Raw genomic sequence first — 20,337 nt, 5'->3', positions numbered from 1 at the left:
GCAGCGCGCCAAATGCAGCGCCGCTGCGGGCACAATGGGAGCATGTCAGCCGATCTCAAAGACCGTGTCCGCTCCAGTTTCCGCCGGCAGCGGCGTGAGCTGGGCAGTACCGCCGCAACGGCCGGGGATTTCGCCTCCGCCGCCGCTCCCCTGCTGCATACCCTTCCGGCTTCCTCCCAGGTAGCCTGCTACCTCCCAATGGGCAGCGAACCTGACACATCCCGGCTCCTTGAGGACCTGTTCGCTGCCGGCCACACCGTGCTGGTACCGGTTTGTGAACCGGAGCGGCAGCTCTCCTGGCGGCGCTGGGCGCCGGGGACCGAGCTGGCTGCCGGACTGTTCCCCGGCATCCCCGAACCTGTGGGTCCCCGGCTGGGCCTGGACGCGGTCAAGGGACTTGACCTGCTTTTCATCCCTGCCCTCGCCGCCGATGCAGCCGGCACCCGCATGGGCAAGGGCGGCGGTTACTATGACCGGTTCCTGGCCCGGTTCAGGGCGGCGGGCGGCACGGGGCGCACCGTCGCCGTCGTGTACGACCACGAGTTCCTTCCTGCCGGGGAGCTTCCGGCCGATGCACTTGATGCCCCCGTGGACGGAATCCTGACACCGTCCGGCTTCAAGCCGGTACCATCTTCCGGGGTGTATACTTAGCACTCAAGGCCCCAGAGTGCCAATTCCCGTGTGCCCGCGGTTCCCACCAATCCGGGACGTGCCGGCGCGGAGGGCACCGCTGCGGCCTTAATTTCGGTCTTCAGGAGGAGTAAGAGTGCCCACGTATGCCTATGCCTGCAAGGATTGCGGCCACGCGTTCGATATCCAGCAGTCCTTCACCGATGACAGCCTGACCGTCTGCCCGGCGTGCGGCGGAAACCTGCGCAAGAAGTTCAACAGCGTGGGAGTGGTCTTCAAGGGGTCAGGCTTCTACCGCACCGATTCCAGAGAATCAGCTTCCACCGTGGCCGCCGCGCCCGCCAAGGAGAGCCCGGCCAAGGCGGCTGCAGAATCTGCTCCTGCCCCTGCCCCCGCGGCAGCCGCGTCTTCCTCAGCCCCCGCAGCGGGCTAAGGCCCCGCAGCGAAAGCCCACGAAACACAGCGACGGCGTCCGCTGGTCCTCCACAGGACCGCGGGCGCCGTTTTTTGTCCCCGGTGCGGTCTCCTCCCGGAGTCCGGGCCCGCATGGTCCCTAGCATGGCGTCATGTTCGGTCATTCAAACCCCCGGCGTGCCGGGCGCGGCCCCGCGCCCGGCACCCGCGTTTCCCCTGCCGCGCGGCCCGCTCCGCGTTCCCAGTACGCCGGCGCCGGGACCGTATTCCGGCAGCCGGGCAGGGAACGGTCCGGAAGGGCCGCACTGCGGGACCGACTCCGGAGGTTCACGGTCCGCCGCAGGAGACTCCTGGCCGGGATCCTCGCCTCACTGGCCTGCGGCATTGCGGTGGAGGCCTGTCTGCCGCCGGATGCCCGAACGGTGGATGTGGTGACCGCCCGTGCCGATCTCCCCGCAGGGCATGTCCTGACCCCCGGGGACCTGCGGGTGGCGGCCCTCCCGGCTGCCGGTGATTCCCCCGGCTCCTTCGCTGACACGGGTGCGGTGACCGGCAAACGGCTGGCCGTTCCCCTGCGGGCAGGAAGTGTGCTGACTGATTCGTTCTTCGTGGGACCAGGGCTCCTGGCCGGGATGCCCGCCGGCACTTCCGCGGTGCCGCTGCGGACCGCAGACCCTGCCGCGGCCGGCCTGCTCTCCCCCGGGGTCCTCGTCGATGTGATGCTCGCACCCGACCCCGGGTCCAGCGGGGCCGCGGAGGCATCCCTGCTGGCCGCCGGGGTTCCGGTGCTGTGGATTGCAGGCGAGATGGCGGAGGGCGGTGGAACCTGGCCGGGGGCCGCGAAAGCCGATGCCGGCCTGGTCGTCGTCGCTGCCGGGGGCCGGGACGCCGCTGCACTGGCCGGGGCCTCCGAGCGCGGGAACCTCTATTTGGTCCTCAGCGGTGAGTAGTCCCTTAACTCCCTGGATCAGCCCCAGTGCGGCGGGCGCTGTTCGCGGAGCCAGTCCGCGCTGTCATCCGGCTGGTCGCCCCAGGCACGGGGATCGTCTTCGCGGGCCAGCCGGGGAAGGCCGGAGCCCGCCCGCTGACCGGCTTCGTGCCGGTGCGGAGCCTGGACAGCGGCGTCGCCGCTGCTGTCTCCGCCCGCCGCTGGCCGCCCGCCTGACCGGCCGGAACCGACATCAGGTCCTGCCGGAGGCGTGTCTGCCTTCCGGGGATTGGACGGCGCCGACTGGACCAGCTCCGCGGCACGCCGCAACGTCGCCGGCGCAGCGGTGCTGCGGCGGGACCGGCGCCTTCCTGCGGCAGGGACAGTACCGGAGACCACCGGGGATTCCGCCGGGGACACTGGCAGGCCCTCCCGGGCTGCGGTCACTGTGTTCTCAGCGTCCGCCGGAACAGCTGCGCCTGCTGGATCAGTTGGCTGGTTTGTTTCCTGATTCATTGCCTCTATCGCTTCCACCGGCCACGGCAGCGGCCGCTTTCGCGGCAGCACTGATGGCCGGGTTTGTCTCCGCGGCTGGAGCGGACTCCACGGCGGGGTTCGGTTCCTCAGCAGAACGCTGGCGAATGCGGGTGCTCCCATGCGGAGTGACTGTGCTCCGGGCTTCGGTGGAGCTGGCGGCCCGGATCGGCTCCGGCTGGGTCTCCGGCACCCGCAGCCCCAGGTAGCGGCCAACCAGGTCGGCGCAGGCCGAGGGATCGGTGAATACCTCAATGGTCCACAGCGGCATGTACCGCCAGCCCAGGCGTTCCAGCAGCTGCGGACGGAGCCGGCTGCGTTCCCGGACGCTCATGCTCCGGTACCGGGCCGTACCGTCAGATTCGATCGCCATGGGCACTGCGGGATCCGATTCGCCCTGGCGCTCCACGGTCGCCACAATGTCAATCACGCCGTCGTAGTGATCCCAGACCTGGGCGCCGCGGAAACGGAGGCGTCCGACGAGATCCGCGACCAGGGGGTCGTCGGACATGATCGAGCCGCTGGCGCCGGGAGCCTCAACGGCTGCAGCCGGCTGTCCCGAGAGTTCGCGCACGATCAGCCGGTAGAAGTCACGGGCACCATGGCCCAGGCGTGATTCGTCCAGGTCGGCGGGCTGGAAGCACGTGAGGACATGCAGCCTCTGCCGGGCACGGGTCATCGCGTTGACAAACCGGCCGCGGCCTTCCGGCTCGGAGAGCAGCCCAAAGTTGTGCAGCGCTCGGCCGTGCGGGGTCCGGCCGTAGCCGAGGGAGAAGATCACCGCGTCCCGGACCAGTCCGGCCGCCCGGTCAGCCGGTACCACCCGGAAGGATTCAGCTCCCGGTGCGAAGAAATCGGCTGCCCAGGGGAAGTTGGCCATCTGGACCCGGATCGCCTCGGCAACGCGGACGGCGTGCCGGGGGCTGGCCGTAATCACGGCCAGGGACTGGCTGGGCCGCCGGCGGATGTGTTCAAACACCAGGTCCACCACGCGGTTGACCTCGGCGGCAACGCTTTCGACACCTTCGTGGTCGGCACTGGGCATACCCGTGCCATCTGCCAGGTACTCCACGGTGAGGGGACGTTCGCCGGTGGCCACTTCATCGCCGCGGGGCACCCAGGACAGGCGGCCGCCGTAGAACTCATCACTGAGCTGCTTGAGCAGGTGCTTATCTGTCCCCCGGTAAACCGTGGACAGGGACCGGCAGGGCAGGATCCGTTTGAGCGCTTCGAAAACGCTGGGCAGTTCCTCGCCGGCAGACTGAGCCTGCACGTCAATGGTGAACGGCCGGGGTCCGCCCAGGCAGCCGTCACCGAAGGCGATGACCTGGCTTGCACGTGCAATCGCCGGCACGGCAGCCTGCAGGCTGACTGATTCGGCGTCCAGGATGATCAACGCGTCAAAACGCCGGGTGCCGGGCAGCAGCATGGGCAGCAGCAGCGGGCTGGCAGCCCAGATGGGAAGGAGGGAGGAGACAAGGTCATCGGACTGGGTGCTGAGCGATTCAACACTCAGCGGACCCGATTTGATGGTTTCCTTCAGCCGGCCGGCTGCATGCGCCTTGGACTTGATTCCCTCACGCCAGCGGCTGGCGAGAGCCCAGCGGAGCCGGGAGGAGCCGGATGCGATGTGAGCGTTGTCAGCCAGCCGGTATTCTGCTTCCAGCCGGCGCAGGCTGTCTCCGTCTGACATGGCGAGGTAGTCGTCCCCGCTGATCATGGCTTCCAGGGCCGACTGCCACCAGGCCAGCTCAAGTTCGTAGCCCACCTGCCGCGGCGTGACTTCCCTGGCTTCGAGGTCGTCCAGCAGCTCGCCCAGACCCTGGCCCCGCATTTCGTCCACCAGCAGGGTCCGCTCGGGCAGCGTTTCCAGAGTTTCCTTGTCCCCGGCCAGGGCATGGAGCCGCTTTTCCAGCTCATCCAGGGACTGCCCGGCGAGTTCCGGTTTCTCCGGGGCCTGGGCCAGGATGCCGGTCAGCGTTTCCAGCTGTTCCTTGACCGCCAGGTAGGTACGGTTGAGGTCCGCGAGTCCGGTCGGCACGGAAGGATGGCGCTGGGTGGTGGCGTACCGGGCCCAGGTCACCCGCTGCTGCTGGACCTGGACCAAGGAGGTGTGCAGGTCGGAAATGTGGACGCCGGGACGGATGTACTCCTTGGCTACCCGCCGCAGCCGGGACCGGGTCATGGAACTCATGTCCACGCCGTGTTCCCGGCGCCAGGAGGAGGACGCGGTCGCTGAAATCAGGTCGGTCACCGGCCGGTCGAAAATGTCCGGGGTGAACTTGTCCAGGCTCTCACGCACCGCAACGAGCAGTTCCAGCTGCTCTCCCCACTGGGCGAAAGTCTCGCCCAGGCTGATCTGGGAATGTTCTGCGACTTCCTGGACCCGCTCGCGCAGCCGGGGCAGTGCCTCGGCCAGTTCCTCGGAAAGCTTGTGCGCGGCTTCGGTTTCCTTGCGGTTGAGCAGTTTGGCGCCAAACCACGGGCTCGAAACCGCGGCCCGGGAAAAACTGCCCAGCTCGGCGGCGCGGCGCAGCCGCCCGGTAAGCTCCGTGCGGTCGGTGATGCTGTCCAGCACGCTGCGCTTGAGCCGCACGGTAGTGGCCGGGGCAGGGTTCATGGAGGTGAGCTCGGCCAATGACTGCATCGCCTGGTAGGGCGAGCATCCCCAGCGCTGGCGCACGTTGTGCAGGGACTTCACATGGTCCCTCAGCTGGTGCCGGCTTTCGGCGAGCACCTTGTGCAGGTTGCCGAGATTGGGTTCCACAGCTTTTTCGTTGCGGACGATGGCCCTGACCAGCCGGTCACGCAGCTGCTCCTCGTTCAGGCCGGTGTTGGCCTGCAGGACCAGGGATCCCAGGTTCAGCGCATCGAGCCCGGAGACGAATTCGTTCAGTGTGCTCCGGCGTTCGGCGACCACCAGCACGGACTTCCCGGCGTTCGCCAACGCTGCCGCTGCGTTGATTGCGGTCTGCGTCTGTCCGGTGCCGGGCGGAGCGGAAACGACCAGGGATTCCCCCGCACCAATCAAATCCAGGACGTCCTGCTGCTCGCTGTCTGCGTCGAGCACCAGGAGCTCGTCGGACGGCGACCGCTCGTCGAGGGGAGGAAGGCCCGGATCACCGGGTTCCGAAGGCTGTGCCTGGCCGTTGACGGCAGACTCCATCAAGGCCCGGAGGACCGGATGGCTGGGGTCCAGCGCCGTGTCCTCGGCGAGGTCCGGAAGGTCCGCGAAGGTCGAGACCAGGATCCTGTGTTCGATGTTCATGCCGCGCACGCCCTCGGCCAGTGCCCGGAGCCGGTCCAGGACCGGGTGCGGATCAAACCGGGCTGTGCCGTAGGCAAGCCGCGCCAGTGCCTCGGCGTCAACGTCCAGACCCTGCTGGGCCTGCAGGTGCCGGACAAGGGCAGGGTTCAGTTCGGCCTTGCCGGTGAGCTGAAGTTCGTAATCGTCCTGGGAAGCGTGGACGGTGAGCGATACCGGGGTCAGCAGCACGGGTGCCGTCAGCGATTCCGGCCGCACGGCGTCGTCGGAAGCGTAACGCCAGGATGCGGTGCCGGCCGCCAGGTATCCGACGTCGAGCCCGCGGTCCGAACCCAGTTCGTAGATTTTCGCCCGGAGTGCCCGTGCAGCCCGCATTGCCGTCCGGTAGTGATCGGCGTCGCGCAGCAGCGTGGAAAGCCGGGTGCGCCGGCCTGCGAGGAGCTGGGCCAGGCCGGAGGGATGCGCGTGCGTGAGGTCGATGCTGTTTTCCGCTGAGACCGTATAGTGCAGCAGCGTGTCCGACCCCGCATGCTGACCGAGCCCGGCCAGCCACGGCAGCAGGAAGTCCGAGGCCTTTTCCCCGGGATTCTGCTCAGACACTGGTGCCCTCTTTCCTGCACTTCCGCGCGACGATCTCGACCAAACTGGCATACCTTCCAAGCTATCTCCTCGGACCTCGATAGCTCCGGATAGCAACGCGGGGGACGGCTTGTTCAGCCGTCCCCCGCGTTTATGATGCTACTCCCACTCGATGGTTCCCGGCGGCTTGCTCGTGACGTCGAGCACTACGCGGTTAACACCGTCCACCTCGTTGGTGATCCGGTTGGAGATCCGGGCCAGCAGATCGTACGGCAGCCGTGACCAGTCCGCCGTCATGGCGTCTTCGCTGGACACCGGGCGCAGGACGATCGGGTGGCCGTAGGTACGGCCGTCGCCCTGGACTCCGACGCTGCGGACGTCGGCCAGCAGCACTACGGGCATCTGCCAGACCTCGTCATCCAGGCCAGCAGCAGTGAGCTCGGCGCGGGCAATGGCGTCCGCACGGCGCAGCAGGTCCAGGCGTTCCTGGTTGACTTCGCCGATGATGCGGATACCGAGACCGGGGCCGGGGAACGGCTGGCGGCCAACAATTTCGGCTGGCAGGCCAAGCTCGCGGCCAACGGCACGGACCTCGTCCTTGAACAGCAGGCGCAGCGGCTCGACCAGTTCGAACTGCATGTCTTCCGGCAGCCCGCCCACGTTGTGGTGGCTCTTGATGTTCGCTGCGCCTTCACCGCCGCCGGATTCGACGACGTCGGGGTACAGGGTGCCCTGGACCAGGAAGCGGATCGGTTCGCCGGCGGCCTTGGCCTCGGCCATGATGGCGCGCTCGGCTTCTTCGAAGGCACGGATGAACTCGCGGCCGATGATCTTGCGCTTGGTTTCCGGATCGGTGACACCGGCCAGGGCGTTCAGGAAACGCTCCTGTTCGTTAGCCACGTAGAGGTTGACGCCGGTGGCGGCGACGAAGTCGCGCTCCACCTGCTCTGCCTCCCCTTCGCGGAGCAGGCCGTGGTCCACGAAAACGCAGGTCAGCTGATCGCCGACGGCGCGCTGGACCAGGGCTGCTGCCACAGCGGAGTCGACGCCGCCGGAGAGGCCGCAGATGACCCGGGAGGAGCCGATCTGCTCGCGGATCCGTTCGACCTGCTCTTCGACAATGTTGCCGGTGGTCCAGCTGCGGTCCAGCCGGGCGCCCTTGAAGAGGAAGTTCTCCAGCACCTGCTGGCCGTGGGCGGAGTGCTTGACCTCGGGGTGCCACTGCACACCGTAGAGCCGCTTCTCCTCGTTGGCGAAGGCGGCAACCGGCGCACCGGCAGTGCTGGCCAGCACATCGAAGCCAGCCGGGGCTTCCTGAACACTGTCGCCGTGGCTCATCCAGGTGTTCTGGTGGTCCGGGGTGCCCTCGAGGATGGAACGGGCACCGTTGATGGTCTTGGCATCGGTGGATCCGTATTCGCGCAGGCCGGTCTCGGCGACCTTGCCGCCAAGCGCAGCGGCCATAGCCTGGAAGCCGTAACAGATACCGAGAACCGGAACCCCGGCTTCGAAGAGTGCGGGGTCGATTTTCGGTGCACCCTCGGCGTAGACGCTGGAGGGTCCGCCGGAAAGAATGATGGCTGCCGGGTTCTTGGCCAGCAGCGCTTCAGTGCTGTAGGTGTGCGGCACGACCTCGGAGTAGACATCGGCTTCGCGCACGCGCCGGGCAATCAGCTGGGCGTACTGGGCACCGTAGTCCACAACCAGGACGGGGCGCTCTTCTATGGGAGCAGTTGCGGGATTAGTCACGGTTTCAAGGATAGTCGCCTGAGCGCCGCCTCCGCACATCGAAATCGGCACCGGCCGCACTGCGCGCAGCCGGTGCCGCCGCGTCTAGTAGCGCTTTGCCGCTTCGGGGTGCGCTGCGAGCTCCGCCAGCACCTGCTTGTGAGTCCGGCTCTCCACGATGAAGGAGAGGAACGGCACAACGCCGCCAAGGGCAATCACAATGAATTTCACGAACGGCCAGCGCATCATCTGCCAGATCCTGAAGTCTGCGAACAGATAAACAACGTAGAGCCAGCCGTGGGCGATCAGCACCGCGGTGTAGAGGTTCAGGCCGCCGAGCATCACCGGGGGGATGTCCAGCATGTACTTCATAACCATTTCCGCGACGAGCAGCAGCAGGAAAATGCCGGTTACCCAGGAGGAGACCTTGTAGAAGGTCAGGGCGGAACGGATCTGGGCGTGGGTTCCGCCGAACCGCCGCTTCTTTTTCCGGGGCCGCGGCTTCTTGGTGACTGCGGGATCGCTCACTTCTCTACCTCACTGCTAGTTGGTCCGGGCGGCTGCTCCCGGCCGGTCTCGTCGTCATCATCATCGTCATACTCGTCTTCGTAGTCGTCGTCTTCATCTTCGAGGCTGCGCTGATACGAATCGGCGAGCAGGCGCCACCAGAGGAACACCGCGAACCCGGCAAAAACGAACCATTCGACGGCGTAGAAGATGTTGAGCCAGTTAACGGATTTTTCCTGTGGCTGTGGACCCGTGACAACGGTTTCCAGCTCATTTGCACTGTCCTGCTGGCCTGCTGCCTGAGTCTCATGAGCCGTGACGAAGGCGGAGTAGAGGGGTTCGTCCCAGATGTTGGCAAGCTCCGCACTGGAGAGGGCCGCCACGGTCCCCTCGGGCTGGGGGCCGGCGACCGGTGCCTCCGGGGGCAGGAGCCGGCCGGTGATTTCCACGTCGCCCTCCGGCGCCGTGCCTGCGTTCGACGGGTCCTCGGTCCAGCCGCGGACAACAGGAATCAGCGTGTCTCCGGGTGCGCCATCGACAGCGAAGGCAGTGACTACCCAGTAGCCTTCCTCGCCGTCCTGCAGGCGGTTCTGGACCAGGACCTGGTCCTCGGGCTGGAAGGAGCCCGTGAAGGTGACCATCTGGTCTGCCTGCGTGGCAAAGAGCGGCTCCCCCGGAGTGAAGACCTCCGTGAGCGGGCGGACCTCTTCCGTGGTCGCCGCCGGCGGGGCGCCCTCGTTCTCCGCGGATGAAAACTGCCACTCGCTGAGGAGCACGAAGACGGTGGAAATGGCCAGGGCAAGGATGAGGCCGGCGATCCAGCGTGGTTGCAGGGCAGTCTTAAGCACGGCTTAACGGTACTTCGTACCCGTGTAGAAAACCCAATGCCCGGCCGGCGGCCCGTCAGTGGTCAAAGAACACCAGCGAGGAATTGATCAGTTCGGCTATGACTTCCGGGTCCTGGGCCCGGCGCAGGGATTCGCGGAAAGCCGGGCGGAACAGCGACCGGGCTAGAGTTGCCAGGACCTCCAGGTGCTCGGAATAGGAGGCCGCGGGCGTCGCAATAAGCAGCACCACGCTGGCCGGGCCGTCCGACGCCCCGAAGTCCAGCCGGTGCCCGTATTTGCAGATGCCCACGGCGATTGAGGTTTTGACCGCGTGCACGCTGCGGGCATGCGGCAGGCCGATTCCTCCGGGAAGCCCGGTGGCCATCTGGTGTTCCCTGGCCGTGACGTCCTTCAGGAAACCCGGGAGGTCGGTGAGGCGCCCCTGCTTGTACATCCGCTCGGCCAGCTGCGCGGCGGCGTCGTCCCGGTCCGTGGCTTCCAGGTCCAGGATGACCATCTCGGGCTCCGTCAGGACTGCCTCGTACCGGTTCAGGCTCAGATCACTCATGCTTACGGCCCCGCTCAGCGCGGAGGGGCGATGTCCTGGACGGCCAGCCGGGCAGCATCAGCGGAGACGTCGTCCGGCTGTTCCTGGCTCAGGCGTTCTGCCTCGACCCGGGCCAGGTAGTGCCGGACCTCCTTCTCGATCCGCTGCTCATCCCAGCCCAGCACCGGAGCCATAAGCTCGGCGACGACCGGGGCTGCTGAGACACCGCGGTCCCAGGACTCGATGGAAATCCGGGTCCGGCGGGCCAGGACGTCTTCCACGTGGCGGGCGCCTTCATGGGTGGTGGCGTAGACAACCTCAGCGCGGAGGTAGTCGTCAGCCCCGGGCAGCGTCTCCCCCAGCGACGGATCCGCCGCGATCAGATCGAGCACCTCGCCGGCCAGTGAGCCGTAGCGGTTGAGCAGGTGCTCCACCCGGACAACGTGGACACCGTATTCCTCCGCCGTGCGGTGGCGCTTGTTCCATGCCGCCTTGTAACCAACGGCGCCGAGCAGCGGGATGGTCTGGGTGCAGCTTTCGGGGACCTTTTCGTCCAACGCCCGTGCTGCCTCGTCCACGGCGTCCTTGGCCATGACCCGGTAGGTGGTCCACTTTCCGCCGGCCACCACCACCAGCCCCGGTACGGGGTGTGCGACGACGTGTTCACGGGAGAGCTTGGCCGTGGAATCGTTCTCGCCCGCCAGCAGCGGACGCAGCCCGGCGTAGACGCCTTCGACGTCCTCGCGGGTCAGGGGCCGCTTCAGGACCCGGTTGACGTGTTCGAGGAGGTAGTCAATGTCCGCAGAAGTAGCGGCGGGATGCGCCTTGTCCAGGTTCCAGTCGGTGTCCGTGGTGCCGACAATCCAGTGCCGCCCCCACGGGATCACGAAGAGAACAGACTTCTCGGTGCGGAGGATCATTCCCACGGTGGACTGGATCCGGTCCCGCGGCACCACCAGGTGGATGCCCTTCGAGGCCCGGACTTTCAACTGGCCGCGGTCCGTCACCATGGCCTGGGTTTCATCTGTCCAGACGCCGGTGGCATTAACTACCTGCTGGGCGAAGACGTCGAACTCTTCCCCGCTCTCCTGGTCCCGGACCCGGGCGCCCACCACACGCTCGCCTTCCCGGAGGAAGTCGACGACGGCGACCCGGTTCGCCGCTGCGGCCCCGTAATGCGCCGCGGTGCGCACCATGTTCGCAACGTAGCGTGCATCATCCACCTGAGCGTCGTAGTAGCGGATCGAGCCGATCATGGCATCGTCCTTGAGGCTGGGGGCCGCACGGAGGGTTGAGCGCCGGCTGAGGTGCTTGTGCATTGGCACGCCGCGGGAGTTACCTGAGGTCAGTCCCATGGTGTCGTAGAGCATAATCCCGGCGCCGACGTAGGGACGCTCGATGAACCGCTTGGTCAGCGGGTACAGGAACGGCACCGGCCTCACCAGGTGCGGGGCGATCCGCTGGATCAGCAGCCCGCGTTCCTTCAGCGCCTCCTGGACCAGCGCGAAGTCGAGCATTTCCAGGTAGCGAAGCCCGCCGTGAATGAGCTTCGAGGACCGGGAGGAGGTTCCCGAGGCCCAGTCCCGGGCTTCCACCATGCCGACTTTCAGTCCACGGGTCACCGCGTCCAGGGCCGCCCCGGCACCCACCACGCCACCGCCGACAATCAGGATGTCCAGCTCGCCGCCGGGTTGGGCGGTGGCACGCAGTTTCCCGAGGGCTGCTTCGCGGTATTCCGGACTTAGTGCATCTGTAGCCATGGTCAAGATTCCTCTCTGAAGCGTGCCCCCGGGTGCCGGGGTGGGTGTGCTCAGGTGTTGTACAAGTAGGGCGAAACCAGCACATCGATGCGCTGGAAAGCCTTTAGATCAGAGTAGCCCGTTGTGGCCATTGCCCGCCGTAGTGCTCCCATCAGATTCGAGGTTCCGTTGGTATGGTGCGAGGGCCCCCACAGCACTTCCTGCAGCGGGCCGACAGTATCCAGGTGGACCCTGTCCCCGCGCGGCAGTTCGCCATGGTGGGCTTCCTGGCCCCAGTGCCAGCCCCGCCCGGGGGCTTCTTCGGCGCGCGCCAGGGCGGAGCCGAGCATCACGGCGTCGGCGCCCATGGCGATGGCCTTGATGATGTCGCCGCTGGTGCCCATGCCGCCGTCGGCAATCACGTGCACATAGCGGCCGCCGGACTCGTCCATGTAGTCCCGGCGGGCTTCGGCGATGTCTGAGATGGCCGTGGCCATCGGCGCGTGGATACCCAGGGCGCGGCGGGTCGTCGTCGTCGCGCCCCCGCCGAAACCGACCAGGACACCGGCCGCGCCGGTGCGCATCAGGTGAAGCGCCGGAGTGTAGCCGGCAGCGCCGCCGACGATCACGGGGACGTCGAGTTCGTAGATGAACTGCTTGAGGTTCAGCGGCTCGGCGTTCTTGGAGACGTGCTCGGCGGAGACGGTGGTTCCGCGGATCACGAAGATGTCCACACCCGCGGCCAGGACGGTCTTGTAGAACTCCTGGGTCCGCTGCGGCGTCAGCGAACCTGCCACGGTGACCCCGGCTTCGCGGACTTCAGCGAGGCGGGAGGTGATCAGTTCGGCACGGATGGGTGCGGCGTAGATTTCCTGCAGCCGGCGGGTGGCGGCCGGGTTGAAATTCTCCTGGCTCAGGACGGCAATCTCGTCCAGGACCGGCTGCGGATCCTCGTAGCGGGTCCACAGGCCCTCGAGGTTCAGGACGCCGAGTCCGCCAAGCCTGCCCAGGGCGATGGCGGTTGCCGGGGACATCACCGAGTCCATGGGAGCGCCGATCACCGGCATCTCGAACTGGTAGGCGTCTATCTGCCAGTTGACCGAGACGTCCTGGGGGTCACGGGTGCGCCGGGACGGCACGATCGCTACGTCATCCAGGGAGTAGGCTCTGCGCCCACGCTTGCCACGGCCAATCTCTATCTCGTTAGTCACTGCTCTAGGTTATCCCAGACCAAAAAGGAAGCGGGCACCGTCCCTGTGGAACGGTGCCCGCTTCGTCATGCAGCAGGTGCCTAGCGGCGGCCGTAGTTCGGCGCCTCGGCGGTCATCATGATGTCGTGCGGATGGGATTCCTTCAGCCCGGCCGGGGTGATCCGGACGAACCGGCCCTTGGCCTTGAGCTCGGAAATGGTGTGCGCGCCGGTGTAGAACATGGTCTGGCGCAGGCCGCCGACCAGCTGGTGCGCGACGGCGGACAGCGGGCCGCGGTACGGCACCTGGCCTTCGATGCCTTCCGGGATCAGCTTCTCGTCGCTGGGGACGTCCGCCTGGAAGTAGCGGTCCTTGGAGTAGGACGTGTTCTTGCCGCGGGTCTGCATGGCGCCCAGGGACCCCATGCCGCGGTAGGTCTTGAACTGCTTGCCGTTGACGAAGACCAGGTCCCCGGGGCTCTCAGCCGAGCCTGCCAGCAGGCCGCCGAGCATCACGGTGTCAGCGCCGGCCACGATGGCCTTGCCGATGTCACCGGAGTACTGCAGGCCGCCGTCGGCGATCACCGGGACACCTGCGGGGATAGCTGCCTTCGCGGCTTCGTAGATGGCGGTGATCTGCGGGACGCCAACACCGGCGACGACGCGGGTGGTGCAGATGGATCCCGGGCCCACACCCACCTTAATGGCGTCAGCACCGGCGTCGATCAGCGCCTGGGCGCCCTCGCGGGTAGCGGCCTGCCCGCCAATGACGTCGACGTGTGCGGCGGCCGGATCCTTCTTCAGCCGGGCAATCATTTCCAGCACGCCCGCGCTGTGGCCGTTGGCCGTGTCCACGACCAGGACGTCGACGCCGGCCTCAACCAGCGCCATCGCCCGCTCATAGCCGTCGCCGAAGAACCCGACGGCGGCACCGACGCGGAGCCGGCCTTCGTCGTCCTTGGTCGCCAGCGGGTACTGCTCTGCCTTGTCGAAGTCCTTGACCGTGATCAGGCCCTGCAGGCGCCCGGCGTCGTCCACCAGCGGCAGCTTCTCGATCCGGTGCTTGCCGAGCAGTTCAACGGTTTCCTCGGGGGTGATGCCCACGCGTCCGGTGATCAGCGGCATGCGGGTCATGACTTCCCCGACGGTGCGCGTGGCGTACTCGGAGCGCGGAATGAAGCGGGTGTCGCGGTTGGTCACGATGCCCAGGAGCTTGTTCTCCGGGTCCACGACGGGCAGACCGGAGACGCGGAAGTGCGCGCACAGGTCATCCAGTTCCGCCAGCGTTGCCTCCGGGTAGATCGTGACCGGGTTGGTGATCATGCCGGATTCGCTGCGCTTGACGCGGTCCACGTGCTCGGCCTGGTCAGTGATGGACAGGTTGCGGTGGATCACCCCGAGGCCGCCGTGGCGGGCCATGGCGATGGCCATGCGGGATTCGGTCACAGTGTCCATCGCGGCGGACAGCAGCGGGGTCTGGACGGTGATCCGCTTGCTCAGGCGGGAGCTGGTGTCAGCCTCGGACGGAATCACGTCCGTGGGACCGGGCAGCAGGAGGACGTCGTCGTAGGTAAGGCCGACGAAGCCGAACGGATCGTGTTCTGTGGACTGCTGGCTCAAAGTTCGCGCCTCTTTCAGGACCGGAGAGTGTGGGGGAAGGCCGGGGCAACACGGCCGTTTTGCATCGAAGTTACATCAATCGTAGAACGAAACCGGCGGGGTGCCCTATTCCCGGGGGTTGTCTGTCCGGCAGCGGCTAGGCAGACTCCGGGACGGTGGTTCCCTCCCAGCCCGTGGCTTCCAGGATCCGTTCGGCCAGGACGTGGGAGGTGGTCTCCATGTACGTGCGGTTGAGGTGGTCGTGGTCCTTGTAGACGATCACGTTGCCGATGATCCCCGGGCAGATGCCGTCGATGCAGAGCTGGTCCGTCATGTCCAGGACCTGCACGCCGGGAATGCGTTCCTCCAGCCCGTCCAGCGGGGAGACTTCGGCCAGGAGCTCGCTGCGCGGCATCTGGCAGGCATCGGTGGCGAAACCATTGGCTTCCAGGCATTTGAACATGTCGAATTCGAAGCGCGGGTTGTCCCGCATGGCCAGCACGGAGATCCCCGCTTCCGCGAAGCCCCGCACGCCGTCGTCGTATCCCCCGGCCAGCATTTCATCCGGCCGGGATTCCTTGGTGACCGAAGCCACCGTGAACACGGCGTCGGGCATTTTCTCCAGCACGTATTCGCCGGCTGCCTGGTTGAAGGCGTTGCACTCCGGTGAGCGTTCCGGGTCTTCCCCGCCGTAGCGGCAGCCCATTTTCAGGACCGTGATCACGTGCCAGTCGTTAGCCAGGGCGATAGGCCGCAGAGCTGCGGACCACTGCATGGAATGGGAGTCACCCAGCACAACAATGGTCTTCGTGGCGCCCTCGGCACTGCCGATCTCTTTGCAGGAGTCCGCGAGGACGGAGTCACCGGCGGGCGCGAAATCCGGCCCGCAGGACTCATCAAGCAGCGCCCACTCCTGGTCCATGTCAGCCGGGGAGGGTTTCACCAGGGCGCTGGTGGAGGCGGCGAATTCGAAGGACGGATCCAGCGCAAGGGCGCCGGGGTTGTCCGCAATGCTCTGCAGCCGGACGGCTTCGGCGTCCGAGGTGACCTTGGCCTGCCAGCCCGCCAGCGGTGCCGCAACCACGGCGAAGGACGCGGCCAGGACGACGGCGGAACGCCAGGAGGCCGCTTCAGGCCAGGACCAGCCGCGCAGCGGACCTTCCACCAGCTTGGTTGTCAGGACCGCCAGCAGCAGGGAGACCGCGATGACGACAGCGCCGTCGATGATCCCGGCATTCTGCTGCCCGGAGGCAACGAGCCAGAAAACCAGGATCGGCCAGTGCCACAGGTAAAGGGCGTAGGAGTTGTCCCCCAGCTTCACCAGCGGCTTGGCCTTCAGCCAGCGGTCCGCGCCGCGGCTGCTGCCGGTGTCACCGGCGGTGATGATCATGGCTGCGGCCAGGGTGGGCCAGAGGGCCAGATATCCGGGGAACTGCTGCTGGACCTGCAGGATGATGCCGCAGCTGAGCATCGAGGCCACGCCCACCCAGCCCAGGACAATCCGCAGGCGGCGGCCCAGCTGCAGGTAGGGCAGGGCGAGTGCCAGCAGCGAGCCGAGGGCGAACTCCCAGAGCCGGGTCCGGGTATCGAAGTAGGCATAGGCCTGATTGGTGGTGGTTTCCCAGACCGAGAACACCAGCGAGGCAGCGAAGATGGTGCCGAAGATCACAGCCAGCACAGGCCGGTAGCTTCGCCGGAGCAGCTTGGCCGCCGGAAGGGCTGCGGCGAAGATCAGCGGCCAGAGGATAAAGACCTGGCCCTGGATGGAAAGGGACCAGAAATGCTGGAGCGGGCTCGCGGCGCTGTGGTCCGCGGCCAGGTAATCCACGGCGTTGTTCGCCAGGGTCCAGTTCTGGACGTAGAAGAGCGAAGACCAGGACTGGCCGATCACGTCCTGCCAGGAGCTGGCCGGGAGCAGGAAGGCGGCCGCCGTGAGGACGGCCAGCAGTACGACGACGACGGCGGGCAGCAGTCGCTTGAACAGGTGCAGCCAGTAGCGGCCCAGGGCCAGCGCGCGGCCGGTTTCAGCCTTCCGCACGAAGGAACCCGTGAGCAGGAAAGCCGAGATCAGCAGGAAGATGTCCACTCCCCCGGAAACCCGTCCCAGCCACACGTGATACAGCACAACCAGCACCACGGCCAGGGCGCGGAGGCCCTGGACTTCCGGGCGGTAGCGCCGTTCCGTACCCGCGCTGCGGGCCGCAGTGCGTGCTTCAGTGCGGGCTTCAGTGCGGGCTTCTCCGGATTCCAGGGATGAAGCTGCGGCGGACTTGGCGGCAGGGGAAGCGGCAGCGTGCTGCTCAGGTGCTGACACTTGCGGGTGTCCTTTCGACATGGTAAATACCGCAAGAGTTTACCTGCCCGTCACCCGCAGGCTTAATCCCGGCTGTCCGCGGCCGCGGGATACGGGACACAAAAGGGCCCGGCCGGACGCAGGAATTCTGCGCCTGACCGGGCCCGTTTGCTCAGCTGAAACTAGTGCTGGTGACCGTGGTCATCGTCCTCGTCGGAGGGCTTCTCAACGACCAGTGCCTCGGTCGTGAGGACCAGGGCAGCGATCGAAGCAGCGTTGCGCAGCGCCGACCGGGTGACCTTGACCGGGTCAATGACGCCGGCTTCAATCAGGTTGACGTACTCGCCGGTGGCGGCGTTGAAGCCGTTGTTCACGTCGAGCTCGCCGACCTTGGAGACAACAACCATGCCTTCGGCACCGGCGTTTTCGGCGATCCAGCGCAGCGGCTGCGCCAGCGCGCGGCGGACCAGGCCCACAGCGGTGGCGGCATCGCCGTCGAGCTTCCCGACGTTGGCGTCGGTGTCCAGGGCGCGGGCGGCGTGGACCAGTGCGGAACCGCCGCCGGCCACGATGCCCTCTTCCAGGGCCGCCCGGGTCGAGGACACGGCGTCTTCGATCCGGTGCTTCTTTTCCTTCAGCTCAACTTCGGTGGCGGCGCCGACCTTGATGACGCCGATGCCGCCGGAGAGCTTGGCCAGGCGTTCCTGGAGCTTCTCGCGGTCCCAGTCGGAATCCGTGCGCTCAATTTCGGCACGGATCTGGGCCACGCGGTCTGCCACGTCAGCTTCGGAACCGGAGCCGTCAACGATGGTCGTGTGGTCCTTGGTGACCGTGATGCGGCGGGCGGAACCCAGCACCTCAAGGCCAACCTGGTCCAGCTTCAGGCCGAGGTCCGGGGACACGACCTGCGCGCCGGTCAGGGTCGCGATGTCCTGCATCATGGCCTTGCGGCGGTCGCCGAAGCCCGGAGCCTTCACGGCAACAACGTTCAGCGTGCCGCGGATCTTGTTGACCACCAGGGTGGAGAGGGCTTCGCCGTCCACGTCCTCGGCAATGATGAACAGCGGCTTCGAGGCCTGCAGTGCCTTCTCCAGCAGGGGAAGGAACTCGGCAACCGAGGAGATCTTGCCGGAGTTGATCAGGATCAGCGCGTCTTCGAGGACGGCTTCCTGGCGCTCCGGGTCGGTCACGAAGTACGGCGAGAGGTAACCCTTGTCGAACTGCATGCCTTCGGTGATGACCAGCTCGGTGGACGTCGAAGAGGACTCTTCGATGGTGATGACGCCGTCCTTGCCGACCGTGTCGAACGCCTTGGCCAGGAGCTCGCCGATTTCTTCGCTCTGCGCGGAGATGGCGGCGACGTGGGCAACCTGGTTGCCCTCGACTTCCTGGGCGTTTTCCAGCAGGCGTGCGGCGACGGCCTCAACGGCGGTCTCGATGCCGTGCTTGAGCGCGCCGGGGGCTGCGCCGGCTGCCACGTTGCGCAGGCCTTCCTTCACGAGGGCCTGGGCCAGGACGGTGGCGGTGGTGGTGCCGTCACCGGCAACATCGTTGGTCTTGGTGGCAACTTCCTTGGCCAGCTGTGCACCAAGGTTCTCGTACGGATCGTCGAGCTCGACCTCACGGGCGATCGTGACGCCGTCGTTGGTGATGGTGGGTGCGCCCCAGGTCTTGGCGAGCACAACGTTGCGGCCGCGCGGGCCGAGGGTGACCTTGACCGTGTTGGCGAGCTTGTCGACACCGGCTTCCAGTGAACGACGGGCGGAGTCGTTGAACTCCAACTGCTTTGCCATGTGTGTGTCCTTTCCGACAACTACATCTGCATCTACAAAAGAAGACCCCGGCCGAATCTGGCCGGGGTCTTCAAAGAATTACTTGACGACGATGGCCAGCACGTCGCGTGCGGAGAGCACCAGGTATTCCTGGCCGCCCTGCTTGACCTCGGTTCCGCCGTACTTGGAGTAGATGACGACGTCGCCCTCGGCGACATCGATCGGCACACGGTTGCCGTTGTCGTCAACGCGGCCGGGGCCGACTGCTACGACTTCGCCTTCCTGCGGCTTTTCCTTTGCGGTGTCCGGGATGACCAGGCCGGAGGCCGTGGTCTGCTCAGCTTCGAGCGGGCGAACAACGATGCGATCCTCAAGGGGCTTAATAGAGACCGACACTCGGGCTCTCCTTTGCTTAGTTACTAACGGGTTTGTGGACCGTCGGTAGGCGCTTGCCGTCGTCGCGGGTGCCGGTGCACGCTTCCCTCAGGAGTTAGCACCCTCACATGGCGAGTGCTAAGTCCGACTTTATGCAACCGTTAGCACTCGGTCAAGGTGAGTGCCAACAATCCTTTTACGGAACTGTCTTCGGTGCCGGAAGTGCCCCCGGCGGGCCTGGTCCTCGTGTTACCCGGACCATTCATCCAAGTTGCTTAGCCTTGCCTAACAAGATAGTTTTCAATGGCGCGCAGAAATTAGCCAACAATTTTGTGTCCTAATGGCGGAGGCATCCGGCAGGCGGCGCATCCATTGAGAAACAACTGGAGCACCCACTCGTGAAGACGACCCTGAAGTCCCGGCTGCTTGCCGGAACCGCCCTCGTGTCCCTGCTTGCCGTCAGCGCGTGCGGCCAGGACACCGAAGCCGCCGCCGAACCGGCAGCCGCCGAGCCCGCCACCGTGACGGTGGAACACACCCAGGGCACCACCGAGGTGCCGGTCAACCCGGAGACGGTCTACACGTTCGATCTGGGCGCTCTGGATACCCTGGACGCCCTCGGCATTGAAGTTGACGGTGTTCCGTCCGCAAACTTCCCGGAGAGCCTGTCCAAGTACGGCTCGGATGACTACGCCAAGATCGGCAGCATGAAGGAGCCTGATTTCGAGGCCATCAGCGCCGGCGCTCCGGACCTGATCATCATGTCCGGCCGGACCGCGGATTCCTACGAGGAATTCTCCAAGATTGCGCCCACGATCAACCTCAGCAACGACGCCGCGGATCCGTGGAACTCCTTTATCTCCACCACCGAGATCATCGGTGAGATCTTCGGCAAGGAAGCCGAAGTCGAAGAGAAGCTGGCCGCCCTGGAAACCAAGGTTGAAGAGACCAAGGCAACCGCGGCGGACGCAGGAAACGGCCTGATCATCATGACCAGCGGCGGTGAAATGACCGCCTACGGCGCCGGCTCCCGCTTCGGCCTGATCCACGACGTCCTTGGCGTTCCCACCGCAGCCGACATCACCTCCGATGGCAAGCACGGCGAGTCCGTCTCCTTCGAATACGTCGCCGAGACCAACCCGGACCACCTGTTCGTGATTGACCGCGACGTCGCCGTCGGCAATGCAGGCGAAGTTGCCTCCGCTGTCCTGGACAACGAACTGGTCATGGGCACCAAGGCTGCAAAGAATGACAACATCACCATGCTCGACTCCTCCAGCTGGTACCTGGTGGGCTACGGCCTGAACAACGTTGACGCGATGGTCAGCGCTGTCCAGGACGGCATCTCCTAACCCCGTCCCACCCACCTGCTCAATCCTCGCCCGGCCGGCCTTCCCCATCATTGGAAGGC

At 66.3% G+C, this 20,337-nt stretch carries 16 protein-coding genes; 4 read left to right on the top strand and 12 right to left on the bottom strand.

Annotation, left to right across the window (positions count from 1 at the left end):
- Positions 1-42 precede the first annotated feature (42 nt).
- The 3 genes from H9638_RS09655 to cpaB all read left to right on the top strand — a co-directional run bounded on the left by H9638_RS09655 (position 43) and on the right by cpaB (position 1,994).
- On the top strand, positions 43-651 hold the full coding sequence (locus tag H9638_RS09655) for a 5-formyltetrahydrofolate cyclo-ligase (RefSeq protein WP_191746976.1): 609 nt from the start codon (positions 43-45) through the stop codon (positions 649-651).
- A gap of 115 nt (positions 652-766) precedes the next feature.
- A complete protein-coding gene (locus H9638_RS09650; RefSeq protein WP_191746975.1) occupies positions 767-1,063 on the top strand; it encodes an FmdB family zinc ribbon protein in 297 nt (98 codons plus the stop codon).
- A gap of 133 nt (positions 1,064-1,196) precedes the next feature.
- Entirely contained in the window at positions 1,197-1,994 is a 798-nt protein-coding gene (cpaB, locus tag H9638_RS09645; protein ID WP_191746974.1) for a Flp pilus assembly protein CpaB, read from the top strand.
- Between the two features lie 17 nt (positions 1,995-2,011).
- On the opposite strand, the gene H9638_RS09640 is transcribed toward cpaB, so the two are convergent.
- From H9638_RS09640 to groES, 12 genes are all read right to left on the bottom strand, one after another.
- Positions 2,012-2,488, bottom strand: coding sequence for a hypothetical protein (locus H9638_RS09640; protein ID WP_191746973.1), 477 nt, complete (start codon positions 2,486-2,488; stop codon positions 2,012-2,014).
- Positions 2,460-6,371 (bottom strand): DUF4011 domain-containing protein, encoded by a 3,912-nt coding sequence (locus H9638_RS09635; RefSeq protein ID WP_191746972.1) that lies wholly within the window; start codon positions 6,369-6,371, stop codon positions 2,460-2,462. The genes H9638_RS09640 and H9638_RS09635 overlap by 29 nt, the downstream gene beginning before the upstream one ends.
- A 138-nt stretch (positions 6,372-6,509) precedes the next feature.
- On the bottom strand, positions 6,510-8,099 hold the full coding sequence (gene guaA, locus H9638_RS09630; RefSeq protein WP_318241839.1) for a glutamine-hydrolyzing GMP synthase: 1,590 nt from the start codon (positions 8,097-8,099) through the stop codon (positions 6,510-6,512).
- Between the two features lie 84 nt (positions 8,100-8,183).
- Entirely contained in the window at positions 8,184-8,606 is a 423-nt protein-coding gene (locus tag H9638_RS09625; RefSeq protein ID WP_191746971.1) for a DUF3817 domain-containing protein, read from the bottom strand.
- On the bottom strand, positions 8,603-9,433 hold the full coding sequence (locus H9638_RS09620; RefSeq protein WP_191746970.1) for an SURF1 family protein: 831 nt from the start codon (positions 9,431-9,433) through the stop codon (positions 8,603-8,605). Before H9638_RS09620 ends, H9638_RS09625 begins: the two co-directional genes overlap by 4 nt.
- A 55-nt stretch (positions 9,434-9,488) precedes the next feature.
- Positions 9,489-9,980 carry a PTS sugar transporter subunit IIA gene (locus H9638_RS09615; protein WP_191746969.1) on the bottom strand — a complete coding sequence of 164 codons (492 nt, stop codon included), beginning with the start codon at positions 9,978-9,980 and terminating at the stop codon, positions 9,489-9,491.
- Positions 9,981-9,994: 14 nt separating this feature from the next.
- Complete coding sequence (locus tag H9638_RS09610) at positions 9,995-11,719, bottom strand: glycerol-3-phosphate dehydrogenase/oxidase (protein WP_191746968.1); 1,725 nt, start codon at positions 11,717-11,719, stop codon at positions 9,995-9,997.
- 50 nt (positions 11,720-11,769) lie between these two features.
- Complete coding sequence (locus H9638_RS09605) at positions 11,770-12,909, bottom strand: GuaB3 family IMP dehydrogenase-related protein (RefSeq protein ID WP_191746967.1); 1,140 nt, start codon at positions 12,907-12,909, stop codon at positions 11,770-11,772.
- An 80-nt stretch (positions 12,910-12,989) separates the two neighbouring features.
- Complete coding sequence (gene guaB / locus H9638_RS09600; protein WP_191746966.1) at positions 12,990-14,507, bottom strand: IMP dehydrogenase; 1,518 nt, start codon at positions 14,505-14,507, stop codon at positions 12,990-12,992.
- Between the two features lie 136 nt (positions 14,508-14,643).
- Positions 14,644-16,800 carry an acyltransferase family protein gene (locus tag H9638_RS09595; RefSeq protein WP_318241838.1) on the bottom strand — a complete coding sequence of 719 codons (2,157 nt, stop codon included), beginning with the start codon at positions 16,798-16,800 and terminating at the stop codon, positions 14,644-14,646.
- Between the two features lie 161 nt (positions 16,801-16,961).
- Entirely contained in the window at positions 16,962-18,572 is a 1,611-nt protein-coding gene (gene groL, locus H9638_RS09590) for a chaperonin GroEL (RefSeq protein ID WP_191746964.1), read from the bottom strand.
- Positions 18,573-18,650: 78 nt separating this feature from the next.
- Positions 18,651-18,947, bottom strand: a complete 297-nt coding sequence (groES, locus tag H9638_RS09585; protein WP_055239413.1) for a co-chaperone GroES — start codon at positions 18,945-18,947, stop codon at positions 18,651-18,653.
- A 377-nt stretch (positions 18,948-19,324) separates the two neighbouring features.
- Here groES and H9638_RS09580 point away from each other — a divergent pair, with 377 nt between their 5' ends.
- On the top strand, positions 19,325-20,278 hold the full coding sequence (locus tag H9638_RS09580) for a siderophore ABC transporter substrate-binding protein (RefSeq protein WP_191746963.1): 954 nt from the start codon (positions 19,325-19,327) through the stop codon (positions 20,276-20,278).
- Positions 20,279-20,337: the final 59 nt, after the last annotated feature.

The organism is Arthrobacter pullicola (assembly GCF_014836875.1).
Taxonomy (GTDB): domain Bacteria; phylum Actinomycetota; class Actinomycetes; order Actinomycetales; family Micrococcaceae; genus Arthrobacter_B; species Arthrobacter_B pullicola.
This window is presented reverse-complemented; position numbering and strand designations above follow the sequence as displayed.